We start from the raw sequence: 20,613 nt of genomic DNA on the forward strand, positions 1-20,613 counted from the left end.
TCGCTAGGTCCAGCCTTCCAGACGCATGGTGGCCCGCACCAGGCGCTGCTCTTCCTGCTCGATCTCGCGCAGGCTGTCCCTCACGCTGTGGATGTGCTCGCGGGCGGCGGCATGGGCTTCGTCGGGCAGGCGCTGGCTCACGGCGGCATAGAGGCGGGCATGCTGGGCGTCGATTTCGCGGCGCTGCGGTGGCCGATGATAGAGATTGGCGATGCAGGCGAACACCGAGCCCAGCAGCAGCTCGTTGAGCGATTGCAGGGTGTGCACCAGCACCGGGTTGTGCGAGGCCTCGCTGATCGCCAGGTGGAAGGCGTGGTCGAGGCGGGCGTGGGTTTCCGCCGGCAGGCTGGCCGGATCCTGGCAGGCGGCGCACAGCTCGTCGTAGCGGCGGCCGATGAGCACCAGGTCGGCGGTGGTGGCGCGCAGCGCGGCCAGGCGCGCGGCCTCGCCTTCCAGCAGGGCGCGGACTTCCAGCAGGTCATAGAGGGTGCGCGGCTGGCTGCTGAACAGGTGCAGCAGCGGATTCTCCGCCGCCGGCGCCGCCAGGCGGGCGACGAAGCTGCCCTGGCCGTGGCGGGTCTCGATGATGCCACGGGCGCGCAGCAGCCCCAGGCCCTCGCGCAGGGCGGTGCGGGAGACGCCGAGCTTGTCGCACAGGCGGCGCTCGGAGGGCAGCGACTGTCCGACCTTGAGCACCCCGTCCACCACCAGCCGTTCGATCTGCTGGCTGACGTTCTCGGCGACGGGAAGGCGGGCGACGGGTGCGGACATAAGGATTTCCTGCTGGTATGACCACGAGGTTTCATCCTAGTGAGCCATCGGCCGGATTTGCCGTCAAGCAGGCTGAAACCTGCTAATCCTTTGGTCTAAGAGGGCGTAAAAACTGGTATGACCAGTGCGCTGGGTCATGGACGCCCTGGTTGCAGTCGGGGTACAACAAAGCCTCTCCAGCCAGAACAACAACAAGGGTGGTTACCCGATGAGCCTGGTCTACGACGAACGTCTCGACGGCGCCTTGCCCCGCCCGGACAAGGCGCAACTGCTGCAGCGGTTGCGTGTCGAACTGCCCGAGCACTGCCTGCTGCACGACAGGGAAGACCTCAAGCCCTACGAATGCGATGGCCTGGCGGCCTATCGCACCACGCCGCTGCTGGTGGTGCTGCCGGAAACGGTGGAGCAGGTGCAGGCGACCCTGCGCCTCTGCCATGAACTGAACGTGCCCCTGGTGGCGCGCGGTGCCGGCACCGGTCTCTCCGGTGGCGCCCTGCCACTGGAGCAGGGCGTGCTGCTGGTGATGGCGCGCTTCAATCGCATCCTCGACGTGGACCCCGATGGCCGCCGTGCCCGGGTCCAGCCCGGGGTGCGCAACCTGGCCATCTCCCAGGCTGCGGCGCCCCACGACCTCTACTACGCCCCCGATCCCTCGTCGCAGATCGCCTGTTCCATCGGTGGCAACGTGGCCGAGAACGCCGGCGGCGTGCACTGCCTGAAATACGGCCTGACCGTGCACAACGTGCTGGCGGTGGAGATCGTTACCCTGGAGGGCGAGCGCCTGACCCTGGGCAGCGCCGCCCTGGACAGTCCCGGCTTCGACCTGCTGGCGCTGTTCACCGGCTCCGAGGGCCTGCTCGGCGTCGTGGTGGAGGTGACCGTCAAGCTCCTGCCCAAGCCGCCCTGTGCCCGGGTGGTGATGGCCAGCTTCGCCGACATCGAACGCGCCGGAGCGGCGGTGGCCGACATCATCGCTGCCGGCATCATCCCCGGTGGGCTGGAGATGATGGACAACCTGACCCTGAGAGCCGCCGAGGACTTCATCCACGCCGGCTACCCGGTGGACGCCGCGGCCATCCTGCTCTGCGAGCTGGACGGGGTGGAAGCCGACGTGGCCGCCGACATCGAGCGCGTCAGCAGCCTGCTGGCCGCCGCCGGCGCCACCGAGATCCGCCTGGCCCGCGACGAGGCCGAGCGGCAGAAATTCTGGGCCGGGCGCAAGAATGCCTTTCCCGCGGTGGGGCGGCTGTCGCCCGACTACTACTGCATGGACGGCACCATTCCACGCCGCGCCCTGCCCGAGGTACTGCGCGGCATCGAGGCGCTGTCCGCGGAATACGGCCTGGCGGTGGGCAATGTCTTCCATGCCGGCGACGGCAACCTGCATCCGCTGATCCTCTTCGATGCCAATAGGCCCGGCGAGCTGGAGCAGGCCGAGGCCCTGGGTGGTCGCATCCTCGACCTCTGCGTGGCGGTGGGCGGCACCATCACCGGTGAACACGGCGTGGGTCGGGAAAAGATCAATGCCATGTGCACCCAGTTCCAGTCCGGCGAACTGCTCTTCTTCCACGCGGTGAAGGCCGCCTTCGATGCCCCCGGGCTGCTCAATCCCGGCAAGAACGTGCCGACCCTGCACCGCTGCGCCGAATTCGGTGGCCTGCACGTGCATCGTGGCCAACTGCCCCACCCCGAACTGGAGCGCTTCTGATGGACAGCCTGGAACTGCTCCTCGACCAGGTCCGCGAGGCCCTGGTCCGTCGCCAGCCGCTGCGCATCCATGGCGGCGACACCAAGGCCCACCTGGGGCGTGCGGTCGAGGGCGAGCCGCTGGACGTCAGCGGCCACTGCGGTCTGGTGCACTACGACCCCACCGAACTGGTGGCCACGGTCCGTACCGGCACGCCGCTGGCCGAACTCGATGCCGCCCTGGCCGAGCGGGGGCAGATGCTGCCCTGCGAGCCGCCACGGCTGGGGGAGGGCGCCACGGTCGGCGGTACCCTGGCCTGCGGCCTCTCCGGTCCGCGCCGGCCCTGGGCCGGCAGCCTGCGGGATTTCGTCCTGGGCACTCGGTTGCTCACCGGCACCGGCGAGCACCTGAGATTCGGTGGCGAGGTGATGAAGAATGTCGCCGGCTACGACGTCTCTCGCCTGCTGGCCGGTAGCCAGGGTTGCCTGGGGGTGATCACCGAGGTGTCCTTCAAGGTGCTGCCCCGGCCGCGTTGCAGCCAGAGTCTGAGCCTGGAACTGGACGCCGCGCGCGCCCTGCAGCGCCTCGCCGTCTGGGGCCGCGAAGCCCTGCCGATCTCGGCGGCCTGCCATGACGGCCAGCGGCTGCAGCTGCGCCTGGAGGGCGGCGAGGGCTCGGTGCGCTCGGCCGTCGATCGCCTGGGCGGTGAAGCCCTGGGCGAGACGTTCTGGGACGAGCTCAACGAACAGCGGCTGGCCTTCTTCGACGACCCCAGGCCGCTGTGGCGGCTGTCGGTACCGGTCAATACCCCGCTGCTGGAGCTGCCCGGCAGCCTCTTGCTGGACTGGGGCGGTGCCCAGTACTGGCTCAAGAGCGATGCCCCGGCCACGGTTCTGCGCGAGATCGCCGAGCGTGCCGGTGGCCATGCGCTGTGCTACACGCCGGACGCCGAGCGCGAGGCCCAGCATCCGCTGCCCGCCGCGCTGCTCGACTATCACCGCCGCCTCAAGGCGCGCCTGGACCCCCAGGGGATCTTCAATCCGGGTCGGCTGTACGCCGGGCTGTAGGGGAAAGACATCATGCAAACCAATCTGAGTCCCGCCGCCCGTGAACTGCCCCGTGCCGCCGATGCCGAGCGGGTGCTGCGCAGCTGCGTGCACTGCGGCTTCTGCAACGCCACCTGCCCGACCTACCAGTTGCTCGGCGACGAGCTGGACGGTCCGCGTGGGCGCATCTATCTGATCAAGGGCATGCTCGAAGGCGGCGAGGTCAGCGAGAAGACCCGCGAGCACCTCGACCGCTGCCTGACCTGCCGCAACTGCGAGACCACCTGTCCCTCGGGCGTCTCCTATCACGAATTGCTCGACATCGGCCGCGCCGAGGTGGAGCGCCGGGTGCCGCGGCCGCTGGGCCAGCGCCTGCTGCGCGCCGGGCTGCGCCAGGTGCTGCCGCAGCCCTGGCTGTTCGGCGCCCTGCTGAAAGGCGGCCAGGCGCTGAAGCCGCTGCTGCCGGCCGGCGTCCAGGCCAAGCTGCCGGCGCGCATCGCCGCCCCGGGCATGCGTCCGGCACCGCGCCATGCCCGGCGCATGCTGATCCTCGAAGGCTGCGTGCAGCCTGGGCTGTCGCCTAATACCAATGCCGCCACCGCGCGGGTGCTGGATCGCTTCGGCATCAGCCTGGACGCCGCGCCCCGCGCCGGTTGCTGTGGCGCGGTGGACTATCACCTCAATGCCCAGGAAGCCGGCCTCGATCGCGCCCGGCGCAATATCGATGCCTGGTGGCCGGCGCTGCAGGGCGGCGCCGAAGCCATCATCCAGACCGCCAGCGGCTGCGGCGCCTTCGTCAAGGAATACGCCAGCCTGTTGAAGGACGACCCGGCCTATGCCGCCAAGGCGCGGGAAGTCTCGGCGCGCACCCGCGACCTGGTGGAGGTGCTGCGCGAGCTGCCGCTGGAAGAGCTGCAGCTGCAGAACACCCCGCGGCTGGCCTTCCATTGCCCCTGCACCCTGCAGCACGCCCAGCGCCTCGGTGGCGCCGTGGAAGGCGTCCTGCAGCGCCTAGGCTTTCCGTTGGCGCCGGTGCCGGACGGTCACCTCTGCTGCGGTTCGGCCGGCACCTATTCGCTGACCCAGCCGGACTTGTCGCGGCGGCTGCGCGACGCCAAGCTCGATGCCCTGGAGAGTGGTCACCCCGAGGTGATCGCCACCGCCAACATCGGTTGCCAGAGCCATCTCGACAGCGCCGGGCGCACCCCGGTACGCCACTGGATCGAAATCCTCGACGCGGCCCTGGCCGCTCCGACCCAACCCTTAACCCTGGAGGCCCCATGAACACCAAAGCCGTGCTCACCCTTGCCGAGATCAACACCCTGCTGGCCGCCGGTCGCGCCGAAGCCGAACGCCAGGGCTGGGCCGTGTGCATCGCCGTGGCCGATGACGGCGGCCATCCGCTGGCGCTGTTGCGCCTCGACGGCGCCGCGCCGAACAGCGCCTACATCGCTCCGGAAAAGGCCCGCAGCGCCGCCCTGGCGCGCAAGGAGTCCAAGGTGCTGGAAGAGATGATCAACAACGGCCGCACCGCCTTTCTCAGCGCTCCGCTGATGCAGGGCATGCTCGAAGGCGGGGTACCCATCCTGGTGGACGGCCAGGTGGTGGGCGCGGTTGGCGTCTCCGGCGTCAAGGCCCCGGAAGATGCGCAGGTCGCCAAGGCCGCCATCGCGGCACTGGGTTAACCCTCTCTCGACAGTTTCGTTATCAAGGAAAGCCATCATGACCGACCGCACTACCCTGGGCCGCCTGCAGGTGGCCACCGAACTGCAGCGTTTCATCGACGAGGAAGTGCTGCCCGGCACCGGGCTCGACACCGCCGCCTTCTGGTCGGGCGTGGACACCCTGGTGCACGAGTTGGCGCCGCGCAATCGCGAACTGCTGGCCGAGCGTGATCGCCTGCAGGTGGAGCTGGACACCTGGCACAGCACCCATCCCGGTCCGGTCACCGATCTGCCCGCCTACCAGGCCTTCCTCGAAGGCATCGGCTATCTGCAACCGGTCCCCGGCCAGGTGCAGGCCTCGACGGCCGGCGTCGACCGCGAGATCGCCGAGCAGGCCGGTCCGCAGCTGGTGGTGCCGGTGCTCAACGCCCGCTACGCCCTGAACGCCGCCAACGCGCGCTGGGGTTCGCTGTACGACGCCCTCTATGGCACCGACGCCCTGCCCGAGAGCGAGGGCGCCGAGCGCGGCAAGGGCTACAACCCCACCCGCGGCGCCAAGGTGGTGGCCTTCGCCCGCCAGGTGCTGGACGGCGTGGCGCCCCTGGCCAGTGGCTCGCACCGGGACGCCACCGCCTACCGCATCCAGGACGGTCGCCTGGTGGTGGACCTCAGGAGCGGCACCAGCGAACTGGCCGATCCAGCCACCTTCGTCGGCTACCAGGGCGATGCCGCCGCGCCGTCCGCGGTGCTCTTGCGCCACAACGGCCTGCACCTGGAGATCCAGATCGACCGCGCCAGCACCATCGGCAAGACCGACGCCGCCGGGGTCAAGGACCTGCTCATGGAAGCCGCGGTCAGCACCATCATGGACCTGGAAGACTCCATCGCCGCGGTGGACGCCGCCGACAAGGTGCTGGCCTATCGCAACTGGCTGGGCCTGATGAAGGGCGATCTGGCCGAAGAGGTCAGCAAGGGTGGCGAGACCTTTACCCGTCGCCTCAACCCCGATCGCGAGTATCAAGGCGCCGACGGCCAGCCGCTGAGCCTGCACGGGCGCTCGCTGCTGTTCATCCGCAACGTCGGCCACCTGATGACCAATCCGGCGGTGCTGCTGGAGGGCGGTCGCGAGATCCCCGAAGGCATCCTCGACGCCCTGGTCACCGTGACCATCGCCATGCACGACCTCAAGCGCCAGGGCAACTCCCGCAGCGGCTCGGTGTACATCGTCAAACCGAAGATGCACGGCCCGGCCGAGGTGGCCTTCGCCGTGCAGCTGTTCGACCGCGTCGAGGCCCTGCTGGGGCTGCCGGCCAACACCGTCAAGCTGGGCATCATGGACGAGGAGCGCCGCACCAGCGTCAACCTCAAGGCCTGCATCGCCGCCGCCGCGGCGCGGGTGGCCTTTATCAACACCGGCTTCCTCGACCGCACCGGTGACGAGATGCACACCGCCATGCTGGCCGGGCCCATGCTGCGCAAGGGCGACATGAAGACCTCGAAGTGGATCACCGCCTACGAGCGCAACAACGTGCTGGTCGGCCTGGCCTGCGGCCTGCGTGGCAAGGCGCAGATCGGCAAGGGCATGTGGGCCATGCCCGACCTGATGGCGGCCATGCTGGAACAGAAGATCGGTCATCCCAAGGCCGGCGCCAACACCGCCTGGGTACCGTCGCCCACCGCCGCCGTGCTGCACGCCCTGCATTACCACCAAGTCAACGTCCAGCAGGTGCAGCAGGAGCTGGAACGCAGCGACGTCGACGCCGCCCGTGGCGAATTGCTCGCCGGGCTGCTCAGCGTGCCGGTGGCCGAGTCGCCGGACTGGTCCGCCGAAGCCATCCAGCAGGAACTGGACAACAACTGCCAGGGCATCCTCGGTTACGTGGTGCGCTGGGTCGACCAGGGCGTGGGCTGCTCCAAGGTGCCCGACATCCATGACGTCGGCCTGATGGAAGACCGCGCCACCCTGCGCATCTCCAGCCAGCACATCGCCAACTGGCTGCACCACGGCGTGGTCACGGCCGCACAGGTGGACGAGACCCTGCAGCGCATGGCCAGGGTGGTCGATGGCCAGAACGCCGGCGATGCGCTCTACGAACCCATGGCCGGCCACTTCGACAGCTCCTACGCCTACCGCGCCGCCCGCGACCTCATCTTCAAGGGCCGCGAGCAGCCCAGCGGCTACACCGAGCCGCTGCTGCACGCCTGGCGCCTGAAGAAGAAAGCGAGCGCCTGATCCGGCCAGGGCTCCCGTCCGGCGCTGGCGGGAGCCGCTTCTGCACGGAGCGGTGCCGGCGGTCCTCCGACCACCGCCTCTTCCCTTGCCACTGGCGAATTTTTATACTATCGGGTCCCCCGTTCCCGGGATCATCATCGCCACGAGGAAGACCATGGCCCGCGTTACTGTCGAAGACTGCCTGGACAACGTAGACAACCGATTCGAGCTGGTCATGCTCGCCACCAAGCGCTCGCGCCAGCTGGCCACCGGCGGCAAGGAGCCCAAGGTACCGTGGGACAATGACAAGCCCACCGTCGTCGCCCTGCGCGAGATCGCCGAAGGCCTGGTCGACGAGGAAGTCATCCGTCTGGACGACATCGTCGAAGAAGAGCCGCTGTTTGCCGCTTTCGAAGTCAACGAAGAAGCGGACGGCGAGGCCCTCTAAGCCATGGCCGCCGAGCCTGCGTATGGTGACGCCCGCCCGACCGGCATCGATTTGCTGGCCGAGCGTCTGGCGGACTACCTGACCCCCGACCAGGTCAATCTGGTCAGGCGGGCCTACTACTACGCCGAGCAGGCTCACGATGGGCAGCGCCGTCGCAGCGGCGAGCCCTATGTCACCCATCCGCTGGCCGTCGCCAACATCCTCGCCGACATGCACATGGACCATCAGAGCCTGATGGCGGCCATGCTGCACGACGTGATCGAGGACACCGGTATCGCCAAGGAAGCCCTGGTCGCCCAGTTCGGCGAAACGGTGGCGGAGCTGGTGGACGGGGTCAGCAAGCTGACCCAGATGAAGTTCGAGACCAAGGCCGAGGCCCAGGCGGAGAACTTCCAGAAGATGACCATGGCGATGTCCAAGGACATTCGCGTCATCCTGGTCAAGCTGGCCGACCGGCTGCACAACATGCGCACCCTGGACGCCATGCCACCGGACAAGAGTCGGCGCATCGCCAAGGAAACCCTGGAAATCTACGCGCCCATCGCCAACCGGCTGGGCATGCACGATTTCTACGTGGAATTCGAGGACCTGGGCTTCCGCGCCATGCACCCGATGCGCGCCGAACGCATCCAGCGGGCGGTCAAGACCGCGCGGGGCAATCGCCGTGAGATCCTCGGCAAGATCCAGGAATCCCTGGCCAACTGCCTGGCCCGCGACGGCCTGGACGGCGAGGTGGTCGGCCGCGAAAAGCACCTGCACAGCATCTACCAGAAGATGCGCGGCAAGCGTAAGTCGTTCAACGAGATCATGGACGTCTACGGCTTCCGCATCATCGTCGACAAGGTCGACACCTGCTACCGGGTACTCGGTGCGGTCCACAACCTCTACAAGCCGTTCCCGGGGCGCTTCAAGGACTACATCGCCATCCCCAAGGCGAACGGCTACCAGTCCCTGCACACCACCCTGTTCGGCATGCACGGCGTGCCCATCGAGATCCAGATCCGCACCCGCGAGATGGAAGAGATGGCCAACAACGGCATCGCCGCCCATGGCCTGTACAAGGCCGGGGGTGACGAGCCGCGCGCCAGCCACCTGCGCGCGCGCCAGTGGGTGAAGGGCATCCTCGAGTTGCAGCAACGCGCGGGCAACTCCCTGGAATTCATCGAGAACGTGAAGATCGACCTCTTCCCCGACGAGGTCTACGTCTTCACCCCCAAGGGTCGCATCATGGAGCTGCCCAAGGGCTCTACGGCCGTGGACTTCGCCTATGCGGTGCACACCGACGTGGGCAACAGCTGCATCGCCTGCCGCATCAATCGCCGCCTGGCGCCGCTGTCGCAGCCGCTGGGCAGCGGCGAGACGGTGGAGATCGTCACCGCGCCCGGTGCCCGGCCCAATCCGGCCTGGCTCAACTTCGTGGTCACCGGCAAGGCGCGCACCAACATTCGCCACGCGCTCAAGCAGCAGCGGCGTTCCGAGTCCATCAGCCTTGGCGAGCGCCTGCTGAACAAGGCGCTGTCGGGCTTTGGCACCCAGCTGTCGAAGATCTCGCCGATGCGCATCCTCTCGGTGCTGGGCGAGTACAAGGGCGTGGTGCTGGAAGACCTGCTCGAAGAGATCGGCCTGGGCAATCGCATGGCCTACGTGGTGGCGCGGCGCCTGGTGTCCGGCAGCGAGCAGGAAGAGCCGCTGGAGCCGCAGCCCGGCACCACGCCGCAGGGTCCGCTGGCCATCCGCGGCTCCGAAGGCCTGGTGATCAGCTACGCCAAGTGCTGCACGCCGATTCCGGGCGATCCCATCGTCGGCCACCTTTCGGCCGGTAAGGGCATGGTGATCCACCTGGAAAACTGTCGGAACATCGCCGAATTCCGACACAACAGTGAAAAATGCATCGTGCTCAACTGGGCCAAGGACGTCACCGGCGAATTCAGCGTCGAGTTGCGTGTCCAGCTGGAGCACCAGCGCGGCCTGATCGCCATGCTGGCCAACAACGTCACCGCGGTGGACGCCAACGTCGAGAAGATCGGCATGAACGAGCGCGACGGCCGGGTCAGCGTGGTCCAGCTGGTGGTCAGCGTGCGCGATCGCGTGCACCTGGCGCGGGTGATCAAGAAGCTGCGCACGCTCAAGGGCGTGGCCGGTATCACTCGGGTTCGCAGCTGAGAACCTGCTCACGATCTGCTGCGCGTCGGCCAAACGGCATTGAAAATGCCTTCGGAATGCTCATTTACCCCTCGTAAACTCTGCTTCCTCAGGCATTTTCGCCTTGTTTGCCTCTAGCTCGCACGATCGTGAACAGGTTCTGAGGTTGCAGCAGGTCGCCACCGGCTTGCAGAATCGATCCTTTCCCGCACAGGAGCGACCCATGAGCAAGCAAGTGATCCACACCGACAAGGCGCCCGCCGCCATTGGCACCTATTCCCAGGCGATCAAGGTCGGTGACACCGTCTATCTCTCCGGGCAGATCCCGCTCAACCCGACCAGCATGGAGCTGGTGGACGGCTTCGAAGCCCAGGTGGTCCAGGTGTTCGAGAATCTCAAGTCCGTCGCCGAAGCCGCCGGTGGTTCCCTGGCCGATATCGTCAAGCTGAACATCTTCCTGATCGACCTTTCGCATTTCGCCACCGTCAACGAAATCATGGGCCGCTACTTCCAGCAGCCGTATCCGGCGCGCGCTGCCATCGGCGTTGCCGCGCTGCCCAAGGGCTCCCAGGTGGAAATGGACGGGGTGCTGGTGCTGGGTTGATCCCGCGCAGGACCCGTAGGTTGGGCTGAGCGCAGCGAAGCCCACAATAGAGCGCGCTGATGGCTCGGCCTGTTGGGCTTCGACGATGGAGCCGTCTCAACCCAACCTACGGGGCATCACGGTTGCAGCGGTGGCTTACCGAGCTAGTGGATGGCCGTAGGTTGGGCTGAGCGCAGCGAAGCCCAACAATAAGCGCGCTGACGGCTCGGCCTGTTGGGCTTCGACGATGGAGCCGTCTCAGCCCAACCTACGGAATCATCGTGGCCCCATCGGTGGGCCGCGATAGCCCCAAAACGAAAAAAGCCGACCGTCTCGCGACGGTCGGCTTTTTTATGCCCGAGTGATCAGGCCGGGATGGACTTGATCTTCGGCATCCGCGCCCAGCAACGGTGCTTGGCGATGGCGGCGAAGAAGTCCTGCTGCACCGCCTTGAAGTCGCCGCCGGTGAGCAGCGCCTCGTCGGGGCTCAGATAGACCGCCTTGAGCAGCTGTTCGGCTTCGCCGGTGAGGGCGATGGCCTTGAGGTGCTTGTAGGCTTCCAGCAGGTAGTGTTTGATCACGCCGTCGTCGAGCATGGCCTTGACGCTCTCGGCACCGCCCGGCACATAGACCGCGTCCAGCGCCACCGAAGGCATGCCCTCGGCCGAACCGTCCACGGCCACTTCGCTGCCGTCGGCCGCCTTGACCGGGCCGGCGGTGGGGCCGAGCACCTTCACATGGGCACCTTCGGCCTTGAGCGCCTGTTTGATGGCCGCCACTTCGCTGGCGATGACGCCGTCACCCACCAGTACCGCCACCTTGAAGCCCTTGATATTGCCAGACAGCAGGTTGAGCTGGCTCAGCGCCGGCGACTTGTCGATGGACACCTTGCGCGGCTGTACGGTGGGCGCGGTGGGCGGGGTCACGCCGATCTTCTTGGCGACCTTCTGCGCCAGTTCCAGATCGATGTTGGCGAGGATCTCGTTGACCTGCCGCTCGCGGATCCACATCCGCTCGACCTTGCCCAACTCGAAGCTGTAGGCATCGGCGACGTGCGACTGTTCGGCTTCCGACAGGCTGTTGTAGAACAGCGTGGCCTGGGAGAAGTGGTCGCCGAAGGTCTCGCTGCGCTCGCGCACCTTGTGGCCATCGATACGCTCGTAATAGCTCTCGAAACCGCCATCCTGGGGCGCCGGCGGCGTCTCCTTGGGCCAGCCGCCATCGATGGAGTTGGGCTCGTAGGAGGCACGACCCTTGTCGATGGTCATGCGGTACTTGGCGTCGCGCTGGCCGTTGTGATTCGGCACCACCGGGCGATTGACCGGCAGCTCGTGGAAGTTCGGTCCGCCGAGGCGGCTGATCTGGGTGTCGGTGTAGGAGAACAGGCGACCCTGTAGCAGGGGGTCGTTGCTGAAATCGATGCCGGGCACGACGTGGCCGGGGCAGAAGGCGACCTGCTCGGTCTCGGCGAAATAGTTGTCCGGGTTGCGGTTGAGCACCAGCTTGCCCAGGGGCGTGATGGGCACCAGCTCCTCGGGAATGATCTTGGTGGCGTCGAGGATGTCCCAGTCGAACTTGTGCTCGTCTTCCTCGGGGATGATCTGCACACCGAATTCCCACTCGGGATAGTCACCGGCCTCGATGGCTTCCCAGAGGTCGCGCCGGTGGGCATCGGTGTCCTTGCCGGCCAGTTTCTGGGCTTCGTCCCACACCAGGGAGCGCACGCCACCGGCGGGTTTCAGGTGGATCTTGACGAAGACGCCCTTGCCCGCGGTATTGATCATGCGGAAGGTATGGATGCCGAAGCCCTGCATGCTGCGCAGGTTCACCGGGATGGCCCGGTCGGTCATGGTCCAGAGCACCATGTGCGCCGACTCCGGCACCAGGGAGACAAAGTCCCAGAAGGTGTCGTGGGCGCTGCCGCCGGTGGGAATCTCGTTGTGCGGCTCGGGCTTCACCGCATGGACGAAGTCGGGAAACTTGATGGCGTCCTGGATGAAGAAGACCGGCATGTTGTTGCCGACCATGTCCCAGTTGCCTTCCTCGGTGTAGAACTTGATGGCGAAGCCGCGCACGTCGCGCACGGTGTCACCGGAGCCACGCGGGCCCTGCACGGTGGAGAAGCGCACGAACACCGGGGTCTGGTGGTTGGGGTCGCGGAAGAGGGCGGCCTTGGTCAGGTCGGACCAGTCCTGGTAGGGCTGGAAGTAGCCATAGGCACCGGTGCCACGGGCATGGACGATGCGTTCCGGGATGCGCTCGTGGTCGAAGTGGGTGATCTTCTCCCGCATGATGAAGTCTTCGAGCAGGGAAGGTCCGCGGGTGCCGGCGCGCAGCGAATTCTGGTTGTCGGCGATCTTCACGCCGTGATTGGTACGCAGTGCCTGGCCGGTGGCATCGGAACGGAATTGCTCCAGTTGCTCGATCTTCTTCGAGGTGTTCTGGCGATCCTGGGTATCGGTACCGGCGAGTTCACTCTTGGGGGGCGTAGCCATGGAAAGTCCTCGTCAGGCGCCTGGAGGGCGCTCTTTGCGTCCCCTACGGAATGTGGGGCGAATTCAGGCAGTCTTCTAGTGACTCGCGGTCCAGAGCCGGTGTTCCGCTTGGCTGAGACGAGGCGACGGGCTGTTCGCCTGGCGCTCGGCCAGGGTCTTGGCTGGCCATATGCCTTTATTGGCGTAATACCCGACAACAAGTGCTAAGCAGATATAAGCGCGCACGTTAAACTGCGCGGCTGGATCACCATCCTGTTGTCTGACGATACCCACAAGGTTTTTCCATTGATCGAATTCCACGCTGTCCACAAGACGTACCGCACGCGCGGTCGCGAGGTCGCGGCGCTCCAGCCGGTCGACCTGAGGATCGAAGCCGGCGAGATCTTCGGCCTGATCGGCCATTCGGGTGCCGGCAAGAGCACCCTGCTGCGCCTGATCAACCGCCTCGAAGCTCCCAGTGGCGGTCGCCTCCAGGTCGATGGCGCCGAGGTCACCACCCTGGGCTCGACCGAGCTGCGCGATTTCCGCCGCCGCATCGGCATGATCTTCCAGCACTTCAACCTGCTTTCGTCCAAGACCGTGGCGGCCAACGTGGCCCTGCCGCTGGAACTGGCCGGCGGCCGCTCGCGGGCGCAGATCACCCAGCGGGTCGAGGAACTGCTGGCGCGGGTCGGCCTGTCCGACCAGGCGCGCAAGTACCCGGCGCAACTCTCCGGCGGTCAGAAGCAGCGCGTCGGCATCGCCCGCGCCCTGGCCACCGAGCCGAAGATCCTGCTCTGCGACGAGGCCACCAGCGCCCTCGATCCCCAGACCACCGCCCAGGTGCTGCAACTGCTCGCCGAACTCAATCGCGAGCTGGGTCTGACCATCGTGCTGATCACCCACGAGATGGACGTGATCCGCCGCGTCTGCGATCGCGTCGCCGTGCTCGATGGCGGCGCCGTGGTGGAGCAGGGCACCGTCGCCGATGTCTTCCTGCACCCGCAGCACCCCACCACCCGCCGCTTCGTGTTCGAGGCCGAGCATCAGGACGAGACCGAACTGGCCGACGCCTATGCCCATGTCGAAGGCCGCATCCTGCGGCTGACCTTCCGCGGCGAAGCCACCTATGCACCGCTGCTGGGCCACGTCGCCCGGGAGACCGGTGTGGACTACAGCATTCTCGGCGGGCGCATCGACCGCATCCGGGACGAGCCCTATGGCCAGCTCACCATCGCCCTGGTGGGCGGTGACCTGGACGCCGCCCTGGCTCGCTTCCAGGCCGCCGACGTCACCGTGGAGGTCCTGCGCTGATGGACGAACTCTTCAGCAACATCGACTGGGCCGAGATCTGGCAGGCGACCCAGGACACCCTGGCCATGCTTGGCTGGTCCATGCTCTTCACCCTGATCCTCGGCCTGCCGCTGGGCGTGCTGCTGTTCCTTACCAGCCGCCGCCAGCTGCTGGAGCAGCCGCTGGTCTACGGCATCCTCTCCTTCGTGGTCAACGTGCTGCGCTCGGTGCCCTTCATCATCCTGCTGATCCTGATGATCCCCATCACGGTCTGGCTGATCGGTACCTCCCTGGGCGTCGAGGGCGCCATTCCGCCGCTGGTGGTGGGCGCCGCGCCCTTCTTTGCCCGGCTGGTGGAGACCGCCCTGCGCGAGGTCGACCGCGGCATCATCGAGGCGACCCAGGCCATGGGCGCCAGTCTCTGGCAGATCGTCACCCGCACCCTGTTGCCCGAGGCCCTGCCCGGGCTGATCGCGGCCACCACCGTCACCGCCATCGCTCTGGTGTCCTACACCGCCATGGCCGGGGTGATCGGCGGCGGCGGCCTCGGCGATCTGGCCATCCGTTTCGGCTACCAGCGCTTCCAGACCGACGTCATGGTGGTCACGGTGCTCTTGCTGCTGGTGCTGGTCCAGGTACTGCAGATGGTCGGCGATCGCCTCGTCGCCCATTTCAGTCGTCGTTGATTCAGGCCTCATCCACTCGAAGGTTTTGCACAAGGAAAATCCCCGATGTCGCTGAAACGTACCCTGCTGTCCCTGGCCTTCGGCCTGGGTGTCGCCACCGCCGCCCAGGCCGCCGAGACCCTGACCGTCGCGGTCAATCCGGTTCCCCATGCGGAGATCCTGGAATTCATCAAGCCGCAGCTGGCCAAGGAAGGTGTGGACCTCAAGATCAAGGTCTTCACCGACTACATCCAGCCCGATCGCCAGACCGATCAGAAGCAGGTGGATGCCAACTACTTCCAGACCAAGCCCTATTACGCCAGCTACCAGAAGAGCAATCCGAGCAGCGACCAGGTGCCGGTGGTGGCGGTGCACGTCGAGCCCTTCGGTGCCTACTCGCAGAAGATCAAGGACATCAAGGAGCTCAAGGACGGCGCTACCGTGGCCATCCCCAACGATCCGAGCAACTCCGGTCGTGCGCTGCTGCTGATCGCCAAGCAGGGTCTGATCACCCTGAAGGATCCGAGCAACGTCACCGCCACCCCGCGTGACGTCGTCGAGAATCCCAAGCACCTCAAGTTCAAGGAACTGGAAGCCGCGACCCTGCCGCGGGTGCTGAACCAGGTCGACCTGGCGCTGATCAACGCCAACTACGCCCTGGAAGCCAAGCTGGTGCCGACCAAGGACGCCCTCTTCATCGAGAGCGGCGAGTCGCCCTACGCCAACCTGCTCTATACCCGCGCCGACAAGGCCAATGACCCGGCCATCCAGAAGCTGGCCAAGGCCCTGACCACCCCCGAGGTGAAGCAATTCATCGAGAAGAAGTACCAGGGCGCCGTCGTTCCCGCCTTCTGAGCCTCAGCTCCACCGCCGTCGACGCCCGCAGAGGCGCCGACGGTTCCACCCCGCTTTAGGAAACTGCCATGAAGAAATTGCTCGCCACCGCCGCCCTGCTGGCCGCCAGCCTGACCGCCCACGCCGCCGAGACCCTCAGCGTCGCCGCCACCCCGGTGCCCCACGCCGAGATCCTCGAATTCGTCAAACCCCAGCTGGCCAAGGAAGGGGTGGACCTGCAGATCAAGGTCTTCACCGACTACGTGCAGCCCAACCTGCAGGTCGCCCAGAAGCGCCTGGACGCCAATTTCTTCCAGCACCAGCCCTACCTGGACGAATTCAACAAGAGCCGTGGCACCGATCTGGTAACCGTCGCCCAGGTGCACGTCGAGCCCTTCGGCATCTACTCGCAGAAGATCAAGAAGCTCGACGAAGTCCGCGAAGGCGCCGTCGTGGCCATCCCCAGCGATGCCACCAATGGCGGCCGCGCCCTGCTGCTGCTGGAGAAGGCCGGGCTGATCAAGCTCAAGGACAGCGCCAACATCCTCGCCACGCCCAAGGACATCGCCGAGAATCCCAAGCAGCTCAAGTTCAAGGAGCTGGAGGCCGCGACCCTGCCGCGCGTGCTGAACCAGGTCGACCTGGCGCTGATCAACACCAACTACGCCCTGGAAGCCAAGCTCAACCCGACCCAGGACGCCCTGCTGCTGGAAGGCAAGGAATCGCCCTATGCCAACATCCTGGTCGCCCGCCCGGACAACAAGGACAGCGACGCCGTGCAGAAGCTGGCCAAGGCGCTGAACACTCCGGCGGTGAAGCAGTTCATCGAAGAGAAGTACAAGGGTGCCGTGGTGCCGGCGTTCTGAGCGCCGCCTGACACTGCCTGACATGAAAAACGCCGGCCCAGTGCCGGCGTTTTTCATGGGGCTCGTCAGGCTGCTTGCTCGGCTGTAACCGGCACGCTGCCCCGGCGACTGACGATCACCAGCAGCACGGCGGCGCCGAAGGCCATCAGCAGCGGCACGGCATGGCCGGTGAGCCACTGGCTGGCGGCGCCGGTGACCAGCGGACCGACCAGGCAGCCGAGTCCCCAGAGCTGGGCGATGCAGGCATTGGCGCTGACCAGTTCGGCATCGCGATAGCGCTCGCCGACCAGGATCAGCGCCAGGGTGAAGAGACCGCCCGCGGTGGCGCCGAACAGCACCAGCAGCGGCCAGACGCCCGGGGTGTGCAGCAGCAGTGGCAGGGCCAGGCTGACCGCCAGCAGGCCCAGGGTGCAGCCGAGAAACAGACCCTGGCGTGAGAGGCGGTCGGCGAGCAGCCCCAGCGGCAGTTGCAGCAGGGCATCGCCCACCACCACGGCGCTGACCATGTACAAGGCCAGCTGCTGGCCGAAGCCCTGGTTGAGGGCATAGACCGGCAGTAGGGTAAGGATCATCGCCTCGAAGCAGGCGAACAGCGCCACCGCCCAGGCGATGGCCGGAGCGCCGCGGCAGAAGTCCAGCAGGGCCCGCCAAGCCGCGGTATGGCCGCCGGCCGCTGGCGCACCCCGGCGACCGAGCAGCAGGGTGGCGCCGCCGAGCATGAGCAGGGCGCCCAGCCAGAAGCCCTGGTCGCCTTCGGTACCCAGCACCCCCAGCAGCAGCGGGCCGGCCAGCTGGCTCAGGGCATAGCTGCTGCCATAGAGGGCCACCAGGCGGCCGCGCCAGCGATCGGTGATGACCTGGTTCATCCAGCTTTCACCGAGCACGAAGATCAGCGTGAGGATGGCGCCCAGGGCCAGGCGCAGCAGCAGCCACAGCAGATAGCTGGGCAGCAGCGACAGCAGGATCAGCGAGGCGGCGCCCGTCACCAGGCACAGCTGCATCAGCCGCGGTGTGCCGACTCGCGCGGCCAGGCGTCCGGCCAGGCTGGCGCCGGTGAGGATGCCGAGGGCCGGCGAGGCGGCCATGACGCCGATGGCGAAGCTGCCATAGCCCCAGCCCTCCAGCCGCAGCGAGACCAGCGGCATCGACAGGCCGATGGCCAGGCCGACGCTGATGACGCTGCCCAGCACGGCGAAATAGATGGCCCAGGGCATGGGCGCTGACGAGGAATTCATGGGCGCAGCCTAGCTGATGGAGATAGGGGGTGGACAGTCGCCAGGCGCAACCATGGCGCTCCGGGTATCAGTCGGGCTCCGGCACGGTTGGCCTTTGCCAGGCTTTCGCGTAGCGTTCGCGCTACCTGAAGCCGGTTGGGAGATAACAGAACATGCGGAAATGGCAGTGCATCGTGTGCGGCTATATCTATGACGAAGCCCTGGGCTGGCCGGACGACGGCATCGCGCCGGGGACGCGCTGGGAGGATGTGCCCGAGGATTGGCTGTGCCCGGATTGCGGCGTGGGCAAGGGCGACTTCGAGATGATCGCCATCGGCTGATCACCCCGCTCCGCGTCCTCCACGCGGACACAAAAAAGGCATCGCAGAGGCGATGCCTTTTGGCTGCAGCGGCGATCCGTGCCGCCTCATGTTCAGCCTTCGATGCTGTCCTTCAGCGCCTTGCCGGGCTTGAACGCCACCGTGTTGCTCGCACGAATCTTGACCGGCTCGCCAGTTTGGGGATTCTTCCCCATGCGGGCACCGCGGTGACGCGGCAGGAAGGTGCCGAAGCCGACTAGGGTAACGCTGTCCTTGCGGTGCAGCGCATTCGCGATCTCGTCCAACAGCGTGTTGAGCACGACGTTGGCCTGTTCCTTTGGAAGTCCGACTTTTTCAGCGATCACCGTCGCCAATTCAGGCTTGCGCATAGCTACCTCTCGTGGGGTCATTTTTAGCCGTGTGGGCGTCGCATGGCTTTCCTGGCAAAGCGATTACCCCCGAGATAGAGGGTGGCCCGACACAAAGATCGTTGGTGCGACAAAAGTCGAACCAGATAGCGTTATAAGGCAAACCCGAGAAGAGCGAAAGTTAATTAGCAGACTATTAGCCGTTGGTAGGATGACCGACGCCAACTTGGGCATTTATCAGTCAATTCAGGCGCTTTTTGTGGACAGAATGTCCACTTTATGGAGTGGCCTTTGCATGTCACTGGGACGCTGCGAGGCTCTGGCAAGCCAGTATCGCGATCAGCGATCGCGCTGGCGGTCCGGCCCTCCGTCGGCGGACCCTGGCGCTGGATGAAGCGTGGCGGAGCGCCGCCTGGCTGCTCCGCCACCCGGATCAGGCCGGTGCCTGGGTCGGCATGACCGATTGACCCGCCGGTGCCTGGCCTTCCAGGCGCCGCTCCAGTGCCTTGGGCTCGATCACCAGGCGCATGCCATTGCTGGCCTGGGTCCGTCCCCAGTCTTCCAGCAGCTCCATGCAGGCGTGATCGATATAGGAGACGCGCTCCAGGGGCACGTGCAGGGTAGTGCCCGGCTTGACCTGCTCCAGCACCTTGGTCAGCTGGGGCACGCGCAGGAAGGTCGCGGCGCCCACCAGGCGCAGATCGGCCTGGTCCGGCTGGTCTTCGCGATAGGTCAGGCTGACCTTGAGCTGGGCCGCCTTGACCGCCAGGAAGGCGATCGACAGGCCAAAGCCCACCAGCACCCCGGTCAGCAGATCGGTGGCGACGATCATCAGGGCGGTCAGGGCATAGATGACCATGGGCGTCCGGCCATAGCGCTTGAGCCCGGTCAGCGACTTGGGATCGGCCAGCTTGACGCCGGTGAACACCAGCACGCCGGCCAGGCTCGCCACCGGCACCAGCTTGAGCACGAAGGGCAGGGCGGCGACGAAGGCCAGTAGCCAGAGGCCATGCAGGATGGCGGAGGCGCGACTGGTGGCGCCGGCCTGGACATTGGCCGAGCTGCGCACGATGACCCCGGTCATGGGCAGCGCGCCGACGGCGCCGCAGAGCAGATTACCGATCCCCTGGGCACCCAGTTCGCGGTCGAAGTGCGAGCGCGGTCCGTTGTGCATGCGGTCCACCGCGGCGGCCGAGAGCAGGGTCTCGGCGCTGGCAATGAAGGCCAGGGCGAGGGCGGCCACCACCAGTTCGGCGTTGGCCAGCATGCCGAGGTCGGCGAAGGTCACCCAGTCGATGGCGTCGGCCAGGTTGTTGGGCACTTCCACCCGGCGGATGTCCAGCGCCAGCCAGAGACTGGCCAGGGTCGCTAGGGTCACGCCGATCAGGGCGCCGGGCAGGAAGCGCAGCGTCTGTGGGCGGAATTTCTCCCACAGCCACATGCTGGCGATGGTCAGCAGCCCGATCAGCGCCGCCTGGGCGCCGCTGCCACTGCCGTTCCACTGGCCCGCCGCGGTGAGGGCGGCGCCCGGGAAGGCCAGCAGGTTGGAAAGACCCGAGGCCGCCGGTTTGGCGTCCAGCATCACATGCAGCTGCGAGAGCACGATGAGGATGCCGATGCCGGCGAGCATGCCGTAGACCACCGCCGGTGAGGTGACGCGGAACCAGGCGCCCAGCCGGGTGAAGCCGGCGATGAGTTGCAGCAGGCCGGCGAGCAGCAGTACCGGACCCAGCGCCTCGATGCCATGGCGGTTGATCAGGTCGAACACCAGCACCACCAGGCCGGCGGCCGGACCGCTGACCTGCAGCGGCGAGCCGGCGAGAAAGCCGACCACCAGGCCACCGATGATGCCGGTGATGATGCCCTTGGCCGGCGGCATGCCGGAGGCGATGGCGATCCCCATGCACAGCGGCAGGGCGACCAGAAACACTACCAGTGAGGCCAGGGCGTCGCGCGACAGGTTGCGCCCCAGGGTCTGTTGATTGCCAAGCATGGTCCTGGTCCTCCAGCGACTAGGAAAAAGGGT

18 protein-coding genes are annotated in these 20,613 nt (G+C 66.7%); 13 read left to right on the forward strand and 5 right to left on the reverse strand.

Going from position 1 to position 20,613, the window contains the following annotated elements; genetic code table 11:
- Window positions 1-3: 3 nt before the first annotated feature.
- Window positions 4-771, reverse strand: a complete 768-nt coding sequence (gene glcC, locus AABM56_RS00885; RefSeq protein WP_133860369.1) for a transcriptional regulator GlcC — start codon at window positions 769-771, stop codon at window positions 4-6.
- A 208-nt stretch (window positions 772-979) separates the two neighbouring features.
- On the opposite strand from glcC, the gene glcD reads away from it, so the two are divergent.
- From glcD to AABM56_RS00925, 8 genes are all read left to right on the forward strand, one after another.
- On the forward strand, window positions 980-2,479 hold the full coding sequence (gene glcD / locus AABM56_RS00890) for a glycolate oxidase subunit GlcD (protein ID WP_133860601.1): 1,500 nt from the start codon (window positions 980-982) through the stop codon (window positions 2,477-2,479).
- Window positions 2,479-3,525: a glycolate oxidase subunit GlcE gene (gene glcE / locus AABM56_RS00895; RefSeq protein ID WP_133860370.1), complete on the forward strand. Its 1,047-nt coding sequence runs from the start codon at window positions 2,479-2,481 to the stop codon at window positions 3,523-3,525. The genes glcD and glcE overlap by 1 nt, the downstream gene beginning before the upstream one ends.
- Window positions 3,526-3,537: 12 nt before the next feature.
- Entirely contained in the window at window positions 3,538-4,788 is a 1,251-nt protein-coding gene (gene glcF / locus AABM56_RS00900; RefSeq protein ID WP_133860371.1) for a glycolate oxidase subunit GlcF, read from the forward strand.
- Window positions 4,785-5,189: a heme-binding protein gene (locus AABM56_RS00905; RefSeq protein WP_133860372.1), complete on the forward strand. Its 405-nt coding sequence runs from the start codon at window positions 4,785-4,787 to the stop codon at window positions 5,187-5,189. The genes glcF and AABM56_RS00905 overlap by 4 nt, the downstream gene beginning before the upstream one ends.
- 37 nt (window positions 5,190-5,226) lie before the next feature.
- On the forward strand, window positions 5,227-7,401 hold the full coding sequence (locus tag AABM56_RS00910; protein ID WP_133860373.1) for a malate synthase G: 2,175 nt from the start codon (window positions 5,227-5,229) through the stop codon (window positions 7,399-7,401).
- Window positions 7,402-7,555: 154 nt separating this feature from the next.
- Window positions 7,556-7,828: a DNA-directed RNA polymerase subunit omega gene (rpoZ, locus tag AABM56_RS00915; protein WP_007161465.1), complete on the forward strand. Its 273-nt coding sequence runs from the start codon at window positions 7,556-7,558 to the stop codon at window positions 7,826-7,828.
- A 3-nt stretch (window positions 7,829-7,831) separates the two neighbouring features.
- Window positions 7,832-9,991: a bifunctional GTP diphosphokinase/guanosine-3',5'-bis pyrophosphate 3'-pyrophosphohydrolase gene (spoT, locus tag AABM56_RS00920; protein ID WP_133860374.1), complete on the forward strand. Its 2,160-nt coding sequence runs from the start codon at window positions 7,832-7,834 to the stop codon at window positions 9,989-9,991.
- Between the two features lie 202 nt (window positions 9,992-10,193).
- Entirely contained in the window at window positions 10,194-10,574 is a 381-nt protein-coding gene (locus AABM56_RS00925; protein WP_064307739.1) for a RidA family protein, read from the forward strand.
- Between the two features lie 344 nt (window positions 10,575-10,918).
- On the opposite strand, the gene katE is transcribed toward AABM56_RS00925, so the two are convergent.
- Window positions 10,919-13,048 (reverse strand): catalase HPII, encoded by a 2,130-nt coding sequence (gene katE / locus AABM56_RS00930; RefSeq protein ID WP_133860375.1) that lies wholly within the window; start codon window positions 13,046-13,048, stop codon window positions 10,919-10,921.
- A 285-nt stretch (window positions 13,049-13,333) separates the two neighbouring features.
- On the opposite strand from katE, the gene AABM56_RS00935 reads away from it, so the two are divergent.
- From AABM56_RS00935 to AABM56_RS00950, 4 genes are all read left to right on the forward strand, one after another.
- A complete protein-coding gene (locus AABM56_RS00935; protein WP_133860376.1) occupies window positions 13,334-14,341 on the forward strand; it encodes a methionine ABC transporter ATP-binding protein in 1,008 nt (335 codons plus the stop codon).
- Window positions 14,341-15,006 (forward strand): methionine ABC transporter permease, encoded by a 666-nt coding sequence (locus AABM56_RS00940; RefSeq protein ID WP_017639302.1) that lies wholly within the window; start codon window positions 14,341-14,343, stop codon window positions 15,004-15,006. The genes AABM56_RS00935 and AABM56_RS00940 overlap by 1 nt, the downstream gene beginning before the upstream one ends.
- 45 nt (window positions 15,007-15,051) lie before the next feature.
- On the forward strand, window positions 15,052-15,840 hold the full coding sequence (locus tag AABM56_RS00945) for a MetQ/NlpA family ABC transporter substrate-binding protein (RefSeq protein WP_068384575.1): 789 nt from the start codon (window positions 15,052-15,054) through the stop codon (window positions 15,838-15,840).
- Between the two features lie 68 nt (window positions 15,841-15,908).
- Window positions 15,909-16,685, forward strand: coding sequence for a MetQ/NlpA family ABC transporter substrate-binding protein (locus tag AABM56_RS00950; RefSeq protein ID WP_068384577.1), 777 nt, complete (start codon window positions 15,909-15,911; stop codon window positions 16,683-16,685).
- Window positions 16,686-16,750: 65 nt separating this feature from the next.
- Here the strand turns inward: AABM56_RS00950 and AABM56_RS00955 are convergent, their stop codons facing one another.
- On the reverse strand, window positions 16,751-17,899 hold the full coding sequence (locus AABM56_RS00955; protein ID WP_133860602.1) for an MFS transporter: 1,149 nt from the start codon (window positions 17,897-17,899) through the stop codon (window positions 16,751-16,753).
- A 173-nt stretch (window positions 17,900-18,072) separates the two neighbouring features.
- Here AABM56_RS00955 and AABM56_RS00960 point away from each other — a divergent pair, with 173 nt between their 5' ends.
- On the forward strand, window positions 18,073-18,240 hold the full coding sequence (locus tag AABM56_RS00960) for a rubredoxin (protein WP_007161456.1): 168 nt from the start codon (window positions 18,073-18,075) through the stop codon (window positions 18,238-18,240).
- Window positions 18,241-18,332: 92 nt separating this feature from the next.
- Here the strand turns inward: AABM56_RS00960 and AABM56_RS00965 are convergent, their stop codons facing one another.
- Together AABM56_RS00965 and AABM56_RS00970 are read right to left on the reverse strand one after the other, a co-directional pair.
- Window positions 18,333-18,608: an HU family DNA-binding protein gene (locus AABM56_RS00965; RefSeq protein ID WP_017639309.1), complete on the reverse strand. Its 276-nt coding sequence runs from the start codon at window positions 18,606-18,608 to the stop codon at window positions 18,333-18,335.
- 412 nt (window positions 18,609-19,020) lie between these two features.
- The gene (locus AABM56_RS00970; protein ID WP_263259657.1) at window positions 19,021-20,580 is read right to left on the reverse strand and encodes a SulP family inorganic anion transporter; all 1,560 of its coding nucleotides are present in this window, start codon (window positions 20,578-20,580) and stop codon (window positions 19,021-19,023) included.
- Window positions 20,581-20,613: the final 33 nt, after the last annotated feature.

It is taken from the genome of Pseudomonas aestiva (assembly GCF_039908605.1).
GTDB lineage: Bacteria > Pseudomonadota > Gammaproteobacteria > Pseudomonadales > Pseudomonadaceae > Chryseomonas > Chryseomonas aestiva.

What these genes read in the sequence shown, in the direction of transcription:
- AABM56_RS00970 (WP_263259657.1), bottom strand. Translation starts at nt 20,580, where the DNA reads ATGCTTGGCAATCAACAGACCCTGGGGCGCAACCTGTCGCGCGACGCC.
- AABM56_RS00945 (WP_068384575.1), top strand. Translation starts at nt 15,052, where the DNA reads ATGTCGCTGAAACGTACCCTGCTGTCCCTGGCCTTCGGCCTGGGTGTC.
- glcD (WP_133860601.1), top strand. Translation starts at nt 980, where the DNA reads ATGAGCCTGGTCTACGACGAACGTCTCGACGGCGCCTTGCCCCGCCCG.
- AABM56_RS00960 (WP_007161456.1), top strand. Translation starts at nt 18,073, where the DNA reads ATGCGGAAATGGCAGTGCATCGTGTGCGGCTATATCTATGACGAAGCC.
- AABM56_RS00925 (WP_064307739.1), top strand. Translation starts at nt 10,194, where the DNA reads ATGAGCAAGCAAGTGATCCACACCGACAAGGCGCCCGCCGCCATTGGC.
- glcC (WP_133860369.1), bottom strand. Translation starts at nt 771, where the DNA reads ATGTCCGCACCCGTCGCCCGCCTTCCCGTCGCCGAGAACGTCAGCCAG.
- spoT (WP_133860374.1), top strand. Translation starts at nt 7,832, where the DNA reads ATGGCCGCCGAGCCTGCGTATGGTGACGCCCGCCCGACCGGCATCGAT.
- AABM56_RS00905 (WP_133860372.1), top strand. Translation starts at nt 4,785, where the DNA reads ATGAACACCAAAGCCGTGCTCACCCTTGCCGAGATCAACACCCTGCTG.
- glcF (WP_133860371.1), top strand. Translation starts at nt 3,538, where the DNA reads ATGCAAACCAATCTGAGTCCCGCCGCCCGTGAACTGCCCCGTGCCGCC.
- katE (WP_133860375.1), bottom strand. Translation starts at nt 13,048, where the DNA reads ATGGCTACGCCCCCCAAGAGTGAACTCGCCGGTACCGATACCCAGGAT.
- AABM56_RS00910 (WP_133860373.1), top strand. Translation starts at nt 5,227, where the DNA reads ATGACCGACCGCACTACCCTGGGCCGCCTGCAGGTGGCCACCGAACTG.
- AABM56_RS00955 (WP_133860602.1), bottom strand. Translation starts at nt 17,899, where the DNA reads ATGCCCTGGGCCATCTATTTCGCCGTGCTGGGCAGCGTCATCAGCGTC.
- glcE (WP_133860370.1), top strand. Translation starts at nt 2,479, where the DNA reads ATGGACAGCCTGGAACTGCTCCTCGACCAGGTCCGCGAGGCCCTGGTC.
- rpoZ (WP_007161465.1), top strand. Translation starts at nt 7,556, where the DNA reads ATGGCCCGCGTTACTGTCGAAGACTGCCTGGACAACGTAGACAACCGA.
- AABM56_RS00940 (WP_017639302.1), top strand. Translation starts at nt 14,341, where the DNA reads ATGGACGAACTCTTCAGCAACATCGACTGGGCCGAGATCTGGCAGGCG.
- AABM56_RS00965 (WP_017639309.1), bottom strand. Translation starts at nt 18,608, where the DNA reads ATGCGCAAGCCTGAATTGGCGACGGTGATCGCTGAAAAAGTCGGACTT.
- AABM56_RS00950 (WP_068384577.1), top strand. Translation starts at nt 15,909, where the DNA reads ATGAAGAAATTGCTCGCCACCGCCGCCCTGCTGGCCGCCAGCCTGACC.